13 protein-coding genes are annotated in these 11,361 nt (G+C 70.4%); 11 read left to right on the plus strand and 2 right to left on the minus strand.

From position 1 onward, the window contains the following. The first annotated feature begins 10 nt into the window (after nucleotides 1-10). Nucleotides 11-568: an RNA 2',3'-cyclic phosphodiesterase gene (gene thpR, locus ACQP2T_RS05055; RefSeq protein WP_433515018.1), complete on the plus strand. Its 558-nt coding sequence runs from the start codon at nucleotides 11-13 to the stop codon at nucleotides 566-568. A gap of 95 nt (nucleotides 569-663) precedes the next feature. Here the strand turns inward: thpR and ACQP2T_RS05060 are convergent, their stop codons facing one another. After that, complete coding sequence (locus ACQP2T_RS05060; protein WP_357957936.1) at nucleotides 664-1,632, minus strand: aldo/keto reductase; 969 nt, start codon at nucleotides 1,630-1,632, stop codon at nucleotides 664-666. A 91-nt stretch (nucleotides 1,633-1,723) separates the two neighbouring features. Here ACQP2T_RS05060 and ACQP2T_RS05065 point away from each other — a divergent pair, with 91 nt between their 5' ends. Beyond that, nucleotides 1,724-2,998 (plus strand): MATE family efflux transporter, encoded by a 1,275-nt coding sequence (locus ACQP2T_RS05065; RefSeq protein WP_433515019.1) that lies wholly within the window; start codon nucleotides 1,724-1,726, stop codon nucleotides 2,996-2,998. 7 nt (nucleotides 2,999-3,005) lie between these two features. Beyond that, complete coding sequence (locus ACQP2T_RS05070; RefSeq protein WP_433515020.1) at nucleotides 3,006-4,016, plus strand: hypothetical protein; 1,011 nt, start codon at nucleotides 3,006-3,008, stop codon at nucleotides 4,014-4,016. A gap of 128 nt (nucleotides 4,017-4,144) precedes the next feature. Here the strand turns inward: ACQP2T_RS05070 and ACQP2T_RS05075 are convergent, their stop codons facing one another. Continuing rightward, the gene (locus ACQP2T_RS05075) at nucleotides 4,145-4,516 is read right to left on the minus strand and encodes a hypothetical protein (RefSeq protein ID WP_433515021.1); all 372 of its coding nucleotides are present in this window, start codon (nucleotides 4,514-4,516) and stop codon (nucleotides 4,145-4,147) included. A gap of 87 nt (nucleotides 4,517-4,603) precedes the next feature. Between ACQP2T_RS05075 and ACQP2T_RS05080 the strand changes: the two genes are divergently transcribed. From ACQP2T_RS05080 to ACQP2T_RS05115, 8 genes are all read left to right on the plus strand, one after another. Then, nucleotides 4,604-5,509 (plus strand): NAD(P)H-binding protein, encoded by a 906-nt coding sequence (locus tag ACQP2T_RS05080; RefSeq protein ID WP_433515022.1) that lies wholly within the window; start codon nucleotides 4,604-4,606, stop codon nucleotides 5,507-5,509. 134 nt (nucleotides 5,510-5,643) lie between these two features. Continuing rightward, nucleotides 5,644-6,081: a VOC family protein gene (locus ACQP2T_RS05085; RefSeq protein ID WP_433519714.1), complete on the plus strand. Its 438-nt coding sequence runs from the start codon at nucleotides 5,644-5,646 to the stop codon at nucleotides 6,079-6,081. Nucleotides 6,082-6,117: 36 nt separating this feature from the next. Continuing rightward, nucleotides 6,118-6,285 carry a hypothetical protein gene (locus ACQP2T_RS05090; RefSeq protein ID WP_433515023.1) on the plus strand — a complete coding sequence of 56 codons (168 nt, stop codon included), beginning with the start codon at nucleotides 6,118-6,120 and terminating at the stop codon, nucleotides 6,283-6,285. Nucleotides 6,286-6,331: 46 nt separating this feature from the next. Then, nucleotides 6,332-7,321: an NAD-dependent epimerase/dehydratase family protein gene (locus ACQP2T_RS05095; protein WP_433515024.1), complete on the plus strand. Its 990-nt coding sequence runs from the start codon at nucleotides 6,332-6,334 to the stop codon at nucleotides 7,319-7,321. Continuing rightward, the gene (gene lhgO, locus ACQP2T_RS05100; RefSeq protein ID WP_433515025.1) at nucleotides 7,318-8,508 is read left to right on the plus strand and encodes an L-2-hydroxyglutarate oxidase; all 1,191 of its coding nucleotides are present in this window, start codon (nucleotides 7,318-7,320) and stop codon (nucleotides 8,506-8,508) included. The genes ACQP2T_RS05095 and lhgO overlap by 4 nt, the downstream gene beginning before the upstream one ends. A gap of 14 nt (nucleotides 8,509-8,522) precedes the next feature. Next, nucleotides 8,523-9,218: a response regulator transcription factor gene (locus ACQP2T_RS05105; RefSeq protein WP_357957986.1), complete on the plus strand. Its 696-nt coding sequence runs from the start codon at nucleotides 8,523-8,525 to the stop codon at nucleotides 9,216-9,218. Continuing rightward, entirely contained in the window at nucleotides 9,218-10,639 is a 1,422-nt protein-coding gene (locus ACQP2T_RS05110; RefSeq protein ID WP_433515026.1) for a HAMP domain-containing sensor histidine kinase, read from the plus strand. Before ACQP2T_RS05105 ends, ACQP2T_RS05110 begins: the two co-directional genes overlap by 1 nt. A 65-nt stretch (nucleotides 10,640-10,704) precedes the next feature. Continuing rightward, entirely contained in the window at nucleotides 10,705-11,361 is a 657-nt protein-coding gene (locus tag ACQP2T_RS05115; RefSeq protein ID WP_357957984.1) for a response regulator transcription factor, read from the plus strand.

Below are 11,361 nucleotides of genomic sequence, written 5' to 3' on the forward strand. Positions count from 1 at the left end.
ATCGGGTGGCATGAGGTTATTCGCGGCACTGATGCCGCCCGATGAGGTGCTCGACGAGATCGAGCGCGCCATCGCGCCGCATGTCGGTCAGGTGCCGGGCCTGCGCTGGCCGGACCGCGCCACCTGGCACATCACGCTGGGCTTCTTCGGCGAGGTGCCCGAGCACGTCCTGCCGGAGCTGCAGGTGCGGTTGGCCCGCGCCGTGGCTCGGCATGCCAGCCTGGACCTGGCCTTCACCGGGTTCGGGGCGTTCTCGTCCGCCCGCCGGGCCAGGGTGTTCTGGGCCGGGCTCTCCGGTGACTCGATGATCCGGCTGTCGGAGTCGGTCAGAGCGGGCGCCCGCCGGGCGGGGGCCGTACAGACCGACGACAAGCACTTCCACCCGCACCTGACGCTCGCGCGGGCGAAGGCGGAGATGGACCTCCGCCCGCTCGTCGAGTCGCTGTCGGAATTCAGCGGCTCGACATGGCGGGCGAAAGCCGTCCATCTCGTACGTAGCCATCAAGGGCCGCAGATGAGGTACGAGTCACTCGCACAATGGGATCTGGCACCCATCAGGCGCGATTAGGCTCCAGATTGTGGACCGTCCTCGCCCTTGGCTGCTGCCCGTCGTGCTCGGCCTCCTGCTGCTGATCGTCGTGATCGGCGCCCTGCTGGCCTGAGTTACCAGGCGTAGTCCTCCGGCGCCGGACGGTGCCCGGGGAAGATCTCGTCGAGGCGGGCCAGCGCCTGCTCGTCCAGCTCGATCTCCAGCGTGCGCAGGCTGCCGTTGAGCTGCTCCTGCGTGCGCGGGCCGATGATCGGGGCGGTGACCGCGGGCTGCTTCAGGAGCCAGGCCAGCGCCACGTACGCGGGGTCCTCGCCGAGTTCGTCGCAGAACTTCTCGTACTGCTCGATCTTGTCGCGGTGCTTCTCGAGCTCCGTGACCATGCGGTCGGCGGCCGACCGGCCCTTGTCGATCTTGCGCAGCACGCCGCCCAGCAGGCCGCCGGCCAGCGGGCTCCACGGGATCACGCCGAGGCCGTATTCCTGGCTGGCGGGCAGCACCTCCAGCTCCACCGCGCGGGTGAGCAGGTTGTAGTGGCTCTGCTCACTGACGAGTCCGATCGAGTTGCGGCGGGCCGCGGACTCCTGGGCCTTGGCGATGTGCCAGCCCGCGAAGTTGGACGATCCCACATAGAGGATCTTGCCCTGCTGCTTCAGGACGTCCATCGCCTCCCAGAACTCGTCGAACGGCGTGTTCCGGTCGACGTGGTGGGCCTGGTAGATGTCGATGTAGTCGGTCTGCATGCGCTTGAGCGAGGCGTCGCAGGCCCGGCGGATGTTCAGCGCGGACAGCAGATTCTCGTTGGGCCAGTCGCCCATCGCGCCGTAGAGCTTGGTCGCGATGACCGTCTTCTCCCGGCGACCTTCGCCCTTGGCGAACCAACGGCCGACGATCTGCTCGGTGATCCCCTCGCCCTGCTTCCAGCCGTACACGTTGGCCGTGTCGAAGAAGTTGATGCCCAGCTCATGGGCCCTGTCCATGATCGCGAAGGAGTCTTCCTCCGTGGTCAGCGGGCCGAAGTTCATGGTGCCCAGGCAGAGTGGACTGACCCGGAGGCCACTGCGTCCGAGGTTCACATAATCCATGAACTCCACCCTAAATACCTGGAGTGCACTCCAGGCTAGTAGGGGTGGCGGGGATGCCTGGAGTTCGCTCCAGCCTACTAAGATCGGCCGGGTGAACTCGGGCCTGCTCCGCGCGGCGGTGCCCCTGTTCCTCTCCATGGTCACCACTACGGTCGGCACTCTGGTGGTCACTTCCGTGCTCGGCAGGCACGCCACCGTCACGCTGGCCGCCTTCGCGGTCATGTCGGCCGTCCTGAACCCCGCCTCCGCCGCTGTCGTGGGCGCTCTCCGCGGGCTCGCGCCGTTCGTCGCGCCGTACAAGGACTCGCCCGCGGGAGCCGTGCCCATCCTGCGTGACGCGCGCTGGCTCACCCTGCTCGTGGGTACGGCCGGCGCGCTCGCGGTGCTGTGCGTGCCCCTGCTGGCCCGCGCCACCGGGGCGCCCGCCGAGGTCGTGGCCGAGCTGGGGCCGCTACCCTGGCTCCTGGCGCTCTACCTGCTGGTGTTCGCCTCGGGCGGTGGGGCCAACACCGTGCTCGTGGCGCTCGGCCACAGCCGCCAGGTCCTCTGGTCCAGCCTGGCGGCCAGTGCCGCGATGGTCGGCGGCACGCTCGCTCTGGTGCCGCCGCTCGGCCTGACCGGCGTGGGCGTCGCCTGGCTGCTGTCGGGCGTCGCGGGTGTGCTCGTCTCGAACCTCTGCCTGCGCCGCGCCCTCGGGACGCGCGTCGGCCAGGGCCGGCCGCGCATCAAGGAGATCGTCCGGCTCGGCCGGGTGAGCATTCCGCTGGCGGGGACAGTTCTGATCAAGTTCGGCGGTCTCGGGGTCGTCACCTTCGCCGCGAGCGCGACCGGCACCCGTGACGTGGCCGCCCACGCGGTGCTGAGCACGCTCACCGGGTTCATCATGCTGGCCTCGATCTCCGTGGCGCAGGCGTCGGTGCCCGAGGTGGCCAGGGCCCGGGACGTGACGGAGGCGCGCCGGGCCAACCGGGCCGCGGCCCTGCTCGCCCTGGCGGGGACGGCGGTCGCGGCGGCCGTGCTGCTCGGGTTCGGCGACTCGGCGCTGGTGCTGTTCAGCGATGACGCGAGCGTACGAGAGCGGGTCGCCGCGCTGCTGCCGCTGATGCTGCTGGCCTCGACGGCCGACGGGGCGCAGGCGGTTCAGGGCATCGGGCTCACCGCGCTCAAGCGGTCGGGGGCCAGCCTGATCTACTTCGCCGTCGGTTACGGGGCGATGGTGGCCGTGGCCGCACCCGTGGCCGCGACCTGGGGGCTCGTCGGGCTGTGGTGGCTCATGGCGGTGACCAACGGGGTGCTGGTCGTGCTGCAGGGCACCGGATTTCATCGGCACAGCGCTACCGTCGGCGCGGCGTCCGTTGGGGCATGATGGCGGGGTGGGGGATGTTGTGATTCGTACGGCCGCCGGGGTGCTTGCGGTCTTCGTGGTGTTCGTTCCGGCAAATGCGGCCTTCGCCGATGACGGCGAGAAGAAGCTGTTCACGTTCAAGGACGCGCGGATCACCGAGTCGAGCGGGCTGGCCGTGTCGCCGACGAAGGAAGGCGTCTACTACACGCACAATGACAGCTCGGCGGCGCCGACGTTCTACGCGGTCGGTTCCGATGGGCGGACGCGGGCGACGTACCGGCTCCAGGGGGCGCAGGCTCGTGACTGGGAGGCGATGGCCGCGAGCAAGGACCCCGCCACGGGGCGTGGGGTGCTGTGGTTCGCCGACATCGGCGACAACCTGGACGGGGCTTGGCCGAACGTCTCCATCTACAAGGTCATGGAGCCGGAGACGCTGCGGGACGCCACCCTTCCGGCGGTCCGCTACCGGTTCCGCTACGCGGACGGCGCCAGGAACGCCGAGGGCATCATGGTCAACCCGGTGACCGGGCGGCTCTTCGTGGTGTCGAAGGAGTTCTCCGGGGCGGTGTACCAGGCGCCCAAGAAGCTCAGGAGCGACCGGGTCAACGTGCTCCGCAAGGTGGGCACGGCCCCGATCATGGCGACGGACGCCGCGTACGCGCCTGACGGCAGCTCGTACGTGATCCGTACGTACTTCTCGGCCACGGTCTTCCGGCCCTCGGGTGAGTCGATCACCAGGGTGTCGATGCCGGAGCTGAAACAGGCCGAGTCCATCGCCTACACCCGCGACGGCAAGAGCCTGCTGACCGGCTCGGAGGGCGTGCGCAGCCCGGTCTACCAGGTGGCGCTGCCCGCGGCCGCCTTACCGGCCACCACTCCGTCCAGCTCGCCGCCCCACCGGCCGAAGACGACCGCGTCGCCGTCCGCCCGGCCGGAGGCGGCGGCCAAGGGGCTCAGCGCGCGTGACGTCCTGATCTGGCTGGCCGCCGCCGCGGGCGCCAGTGGCATCATCGCGGCGATCGCCCGCCGCAGCCGGTAGGCACGGCGTCCCCCCGCGCCCGTAGGCGCGGCGTACCCCGTGCCCGGTAGGCGCGGTCGGCGGCCGGCCGGTAGGTGTGGTCGGCGGGCGCCCGGTGGGTGTGGTCGGTGGTTGCCCGGCAGGTGTGGTCATGGCTGGCGCATCGTGGCGGTGAAGATGTCGCCGCGGAGGGCGCGTTCGACCACCGCGATCGAGCGCGACAGGCGCACCAGCCGGGGCCCCTCCTCGCGGTAGGCGTCCAGGACCGCCTCGATCGCATGAGGCGGCAGGTGGCCCTTGAGGTCGACCGCGGCGCCCCGGTAGCCGGCGCGGGCCGCCTCGATCGCCGCGCCGACGTGGTGGCTCGCCATCCTGGCCAGCGCGATCGGGTGGCGGCGGAGCACTTCGTAGGCGCGGTAGTCGGGCGGCACCGCGTCGAGCAGCCAGGCCACTGCCGAGGTCTCCCAATCGGGGACGCTGGGCGGGCGGACCTCGGGCGGCCACTCTGGCGGGAGATACATGACGCCATCGTACTCACGTTCGATTTGTCGGTGTAGTGGTGGCTTTACCTGGGGTAACGCCGCAATGGTAGGAATGGAGATCGGCCGATGGTCGCCAGTGATCTTGTTCTCGTCGCCGGGGTCGGTGGAGTGGGCCGCACGGTCCTTGAGCAGTTGCGCGCCCAGGACGTACCGGTGCGGGCGATGGTCCGCCGCGACGACGAACGGGCGGCTGAGCTGCGCGCGCTCGGCGCGGAGGTGGTCCTCGGCGATCTGACCCGGCCCGAGACCGTCGCGGCCGCGCTGGAGAGCGCCGGACGGATGTACTTCGGGATGCCCGTGTCGCCGGACCATCTGCTGGCGGCGACCGTGGTGGCCACCGTGGCGCGGGAGTACGGGGACCTGACCGGGCTGGTCGACATGTCACAGATGACGGTGTCGCAGATGACCGCCATCAGCACCGCCCAGTCGCACCAGCAGCGGCTGCACTGGCTGGCGGAGCAGGTCCTGAACTGGTCCGGCCTGCCCGTGGTGCACATCCGGCCGACGGCGTTCCTGGACAATCCGCTCTTCACCACGCTGGCGGCGCGTTCGATCCGGGAGCGCGGCACGATCGAGCTGCCGTTCGGCACCGGGCGTACGTCGCCGATCGCCGTGGCCGACGTCGCCCGGGTGGTCGCCACCGTGCTCCGTGACCCGGCTCCGCACGTCGGGCACGTCTATGAGCTGACCGGGCCGCGTACGGTCGACATGACGGAGATGGCGGAGGAGTTCTCACGGGCGTTGGGGCGTCCGGTGGCCTATGCGGACGTGCCCCTGGACCGCTGGCGGGCCGAGGTGCTCGCGAAGGCGGGCCTGCCGCCGCACACCGAGCAGCACATCGCCACCATGGCCCGGCTGCACCGCGAGAACCGCTACGACCGCGCGTCCCACGACGTGGAACGCCTCACGGGCGTACCCGCCCAGACGATCGAGGCGTTCGTGGCGGCGCGCAGGGACTTCTACCTGGGCTGAGCCGTTCCGTACCAGGGGAGCACTGATAGTTGAAGCTGCCTTTCCTGGACTTAGCCGGTGACCTGCGCGAATGTGGAGAGAACGACCCCCCATGCCATGACAGCAGCCAACGGGGAGGATCCGCCGCTGTGGACATGAAACTTGAGGTCGTGGTGATGCCGGTCGCCGATGTCGACCGGGCCAAGGACTTCTACAAGGCGCTCGGGTGGCGGGAGGACGCCGACTTCGCCGTCGGCGCGGACTTCCGGGTGGTGCAGCTGACCCCGCCCGGCTCGCCGTGCTCGATCATCTTCGGCAGCGGGGTCAGCTCGGCCGCGCCGGGTTCGACGCAGGGCCTGCATCTGATCGTCGACGACATCGAGGCGGCACGGGCCGAGCTCGCCGAGCGCGGGGTCGACGTGGCTGAGGTGTTCCATGACGCGGGCGGGGTGTTCCACCGGGCCGGGACCGAGGGACGGGTGCCGGGTCCGGACCCGGACCGCCAGAGCTACGGCTCCTACACCTCCTTCAGTGACCCTGACGGCAACGGCTGGATACTCCAGGAGGTCACCACCCGGCTTCCGGGCCGCTGAGCCCGGAGAGCCGGCCTCACGAAAGGAGGCGCCAAGATGCAGGTGACATACAGCTCGGTGGCCCAGGTGGCCGATGCCCTGCGCCGTGCGGAGGCCGCGCACGGCCAGTACGAGCAGGAGCTCGGGCACGCCGACCCCGACTGGCCGACCTGGTACGCCCAGTACATGGCCGACGAGCAGGCCAGGGACGCCGCCGCCCGCTGACCCAGAAGGTTGATGGATCAGCCAAGTAAGCGCTAGCTTCCTTGGCATGCGCGTCCTGGTCAGCGGTGCCTCGGGGTTCGTCGGCTCGCACGCGGTCAAGGCCCTGATCGCGGGCGGTCATGAGCCATGCCTTCTGGCGAGGAATCCGGAGAAGGTGCATCGGGTCCTAGGCGCCGGGGACTGGGTGATCCGGCAGGGGGACATCCGTGACGCGCCGGCCGTACGGGCCGCTCTGGAGGGGTGTGACGCGGTGCTGCACGCCGCCGCCGACATGGGGGTCACCGGCCACGGGGCGGACCTGCGCGGGTCCAACGTGGTCGGGCTGCGCAACGTGCTCGGGCAGGCCGCCGAGCTGGGGCTGGATCCGATCGTGCACGTCTCCACGATCGCGGTGTTCGTGCCGCCGGCCGGGCCGCTCATCACCGCCGACAGCCCGCTGGCCAGCCCCAGGAACGCCTACGGCCGGTCCAAGGTCGAGGGCGAGCGGTACGCCAGGGAGCTGGGCGGCGTGACCATCGTCTATCCGGGCGGCATCATCGGGCCGGGCCAGCCGACGCTCGACGCGCTCAACGAGGGGCTCCGCGCGGGCCTGCGGTGGGGCTGGCCGATCGTGCCGGGCGGGGTGGGCGTGCTGGACGTCCGGGATCTGGCCGTCGCGCTGGCCCGCTGCTTCACGCCCGGACTTCGGGACCGCCGCTACCTGCTTGGGGGACATTTCCTGACCTGGGGGCAGTTGGCGGACATATGCGCGAAGGTGACGGGACGGGCGGGCGTGACCTACCGGATGCCCGGTGGCCTCCTGCGCGGGATGGCCGCGACGCTCGACGGGCTCAAGCGGCTGGCGCCCATCGACTACCCCCTCACCCGTGACGCGGCCGACTTCATGCTCACCCTGGTCCCCACTGACGACGCCCCCGCGCTCAAGGACCTCGGCGTCACCCTGCGCCCAGTGGAAGACACCGTTTCGGATACATTGCGGTGGTTGACCGCTGAAGGCCACCTGGATCCCGGCAGAATCGGCAAACTGGCGCTGTGACAGAGAAGATCGGTGTCATCGGGGCCGGCATCGTCGGCCTGGCGGTCGCCCGCGAGCTCGCCATCACGAGAGGTGCGGAGGTGACGGTCCTCGAGAAGGAGGACCGCGTCGGCGCGCATCAGACCGGACACAACAGCGGCGTCGTCCACGCGGGCATCTACTACCCGCCGGGCTCGCTCAAGGCCAGGCTCTGCCGTGAGGGCGTGGCGCTGCTCAAGGAGTACTGCGCTCAGCACAGCCTGCCGTACGAGGAGGTCGGGAAGCTGGTCGTGGCCTCCACCAGCGCGGAGCGGCCACGGCTCGCGGCGCTGGCGGAGCGGGCCAGGGCGAACGGCGTGCCCGGCATCACCGAGCTGGACGCGCTCGGCCTGCGCGAGGTCGAGCCGCACGCCGTCGGCGTCGGCGCGGTCCACTCGCCGCACACCGCGATCGCCGACTTCCCCGCCGTCGCGCGCCGACTGGCGCTCGACGTGGCCGAGCTGGGCGGTTCGGTACGGCTGGCACACCCGGTCAGGGCGATCAGGGAGACTTCCGGGAGCGTCGAGGTGCTGGCCGCCGGGCGGCGCTTCGCATTCGACCGGCTGGTGATCTGCGCCGGACTGGGCACCGACGCGGTGGCCCGGATGGCGGGACGGCCGGGCGACATCAGGATCGTGCCGTTCAGAGGCGAGTACTACGCGCTCGACGGAGCGGCCAGGGACCTGGTGCGCGGCCTGATCTACCCGGTGCCCGACCCCCGTTATCCGTTCCTCGGCGTCCACCTGACCAGGCACATCGACGGCGAGGTCCTGGTCGGGCCGAACGCGGTGCTCGCGCTCGCGTACGAGGGCTACCGGGGTTACAACCTCCGTAATTCCTGGCAGATTCTGCGCTGGCCGGGCACGCTGCGCATGGCCCGGCAGCACTGGCGCACCGGGCTCAAGGAGGTTCACGGCTCGATGGTCAAGGGGGCCTTCGTCCGGGCCGCGCGCCGCTACGTGCCCGAGCTCACCGCCTCCGACCTGCGGCGAACCGAGGGCGGCGTACGCGCCCAGGCCGTGGCGAAGGACGGCCGGTTGGTCGACGACTTCGCCGTGGACGTGGAAGGCAGGGTCGTGCTGGTGCGCAACGCGCCGTCCCCAGCGGCGACCTCCAGCCTGGCGATTGCTCGGCACATCTCCGGAATTGTCCCAGCACTCGTTCGGTGAGGGCATCCTTGGAGATGATGGAAGCGCGACTGTTGATCGTCGAGGACGACCCCAACATCCTCGAACTCCTCGCCGCGAGCCTGAGGTTCGCGGGTTTCGACGTGTCCACCGCCAAGAGCGGCCTGGACGCCGTCACCGCCGTCCAACGGCACCGTCCTGACCTGGTCGTCCTTGACGTCATGCTGCCCGATCTCGACGGCTTCGAGATCGTCCGGCGGCTGCGCGGCGGGGGTGTGCACGTTCCCGTGGTCTTCCTGACCGCGCGCGACGAGACCGAGGACAAGATCCGCGGGCTGACGATCGGCGGCGACGACTACGTCACCAAGCCGTTCAGCCTCGAAGAGGTGGTCGCCAGGATCCACGCGGTGCTCCGCCGTACCAGCGGGGAGTCGCCGGCGCCGCCGCCCAGGCTGACGTTCGCCGACATCGAGCTGGACGAGGAGAGCCACGAGGTGTGGCGCGGCGGCAACGCCGTGTCACTGTCGCCGACCGAGTTCAAGCTGCTGCGTTACTTCATGACGAACGCGGGCCGGGTGCTGTCGAAGCCGCAGATCCTCGACCACGTCTGGGACTACGACTTCAGGGGCGAGGTCGGGATCGTCGAGTCATACGTGTCGGTGCTCCGCCGTAAGATCGACAACCGCAACCCGCGCCTCATTCACACGCTGCGCGGTGTCGGATACGTCCTGCGGCTGCCGCCGAGTCCGTGATGCGCGGCCTGCCGCTCAGGATCAAGCTCATCGCCGCGATGCTGGCGCTGCTCGGCGTCGGGCTGACCTTCATCGGCGTGGTGAGCGTCTCCGTGCTGCACGGCTACCTGATGAACCGGGTCGACAGCCAGATCCAGCTCCTGGCCGTACGCGTGGAGAACAAGCTCAAGCACGACCAGGAGAAGCGCAACCGGGGCAAAGAGACCAACGACAAGATGGCGCTGATCGAGTCCGACACGATCGTGCTGGTGAAGCCGCCGGGCGGGGCGCTCATGCCGGTGTTCGGCGACCGCGACGTCGACGCGCGGCCGAGGCCGCAGCTGTCGACCGCTCCGGGCGCGAACCCCTACACCACGCGGGCGGTCAGGGGCGACGGCGAGTGGCGGGTGTTGCAGACCTCGACGGTGGTGGGCGACTACGTGATCGCCGCGGACCTGGAGGAGGTCAGGGACATCACCCGGCGGCTCGGCCTCATCGAGCTGCTGGGCGGCGGCGGCATCCTGCTCATCCTCGCCGTCGTGGGCGTCGCGATGGTCCGGCGGAGCATGCGTCCGCTGGCCGAGATCGAGAGCACGGCCGAGGCCATCGCCGGGGGCGAGCTCGGCCGCCGGGTGCCGGCCGGCGACCCGCGTACGGAGGTGGGCCGCCTGGCCCTGTCCCTCAACGGGATGCTCGCGCAGATCGAGGCCGCGTTCGCCGCCCGGTCCGCGTCCGAGGCGGCGGCCCGCCGCTCCGAGGACCGGATGCGCCAGTTCATCGGCGACGCCTCGCACGAGCTGCGCACCCCGCTCACCTCGATCCGCGGCTTCGCCGAGTACGCCCGGCAGAACCAGAAGGCCGACCCCGCCGAGCTGATGCAGCGCGTGGAGAAGGCCGCGGGCAGGATGAGCCTGCTCGTGGACGACCTGCTGCTGCTCGCCCGCGTCGACCAGCAGCGCCCGCTGCGCATGCGGCCGGTCGACATGCTGGCGCTGGCCGCCGACGCCGTGCACGACGCGCGCATCCTGGCGCCCGACCGGGTGATCAGCCTGGACGTCGTCGGCGGCGCGGCCCTGATCGTCTCCGGCGACGAGGTACGCCTGCGCCAAGTGGTCACCAACCTCATGACCAACGCCCTGACCCACACCGAGCCGGGCACCCCAGTGACGGTGAGAGTGGGGGCGGGGGCCGACAAGGCGTTCTTCGAAGTGGGCGACAAGGGACCCGGCCTCACGCCCGAGCAGGTCGAGCGGGTCTTCGAGCGCTTCTACCGGGCCGACTCGGCCAGATCGCGCCACCGCTCGGGCGAGGACCGGGGCAGCGGGCTCGGCCTGGCCATCGTGCAGGCGCTGGTGCAGGCGCACGGCGGCACGGTGCTGCTGGACAGCGCACCGGGGTCGGGCTCGACCTTCCGGGTCGAACTCCCACTCGCCTTGGAGTGAGCGTTCAGCTATTCCTCAGCCTCCTGAGTCACTCTGAGTAGGTGACTAGACCCGAGGCGCTGATCATGGTGGTGGACGACGAGCCCAGCATCCGAGACCTGCTGTCCGCGAGTCTGCGCTTCTCCGGCTTCGAGGTGCTGACCGCCGCCGACGGCTACGAGGCCGTGGAGGTGGCCGAGCGGACCACTCCTGACCTGGTCGTGCTCGACGTCATGCTGCCCGATCTCGACGGGTTCGAGGTGGCCAGGCGGATCGGCGTACCGGTGCTCTTCCTGACCGCCCGCGACAACACCGAGGACAAGATCGTCGGGCTGGGCGTGGGCGACGACTACGTGACCAAGCCGTTCAGCCTGGAGGAGGTCCAGGCCAGGATCCGCGCGGTGCTCCGCCGTACTCGCGGGGAGAACACCCCCGCGAGCCGTCTCCAGGTCGCCGACCTGGAGCTGGATGAGGAGGCCCGCGAGGTCTGGCGCAACGGACGGCAGGTACGCCTGTCGCCGACCGAGTTCAAGCTGCTGCACTACTTCATGTCCAACGCCGGGCGGGTGCTGTCCAAGGCGCAGATCCTCGACCACGTGTGGAACTACGACTTCGGCGGCGACGCCGGCGTGGTCGAGTCATACGTCTCCTACCTGCGGCGCAAGGTCGATGACGTCGAGCCCAGGCTCATCCACACGCTGCGCAGCGTTGGATATGTGCTCCGGGAGCCCCCGGCGGGCTAG

Source organism: Nonomuraea sp. CA-143628 (genome assembly GCF_050942315.1).
Classification (GTDB): Bacteria; Actinomycetota; Actinomycetes; order Streptosporangiales; family Streptosporangiaceae; genus Nonomuraea.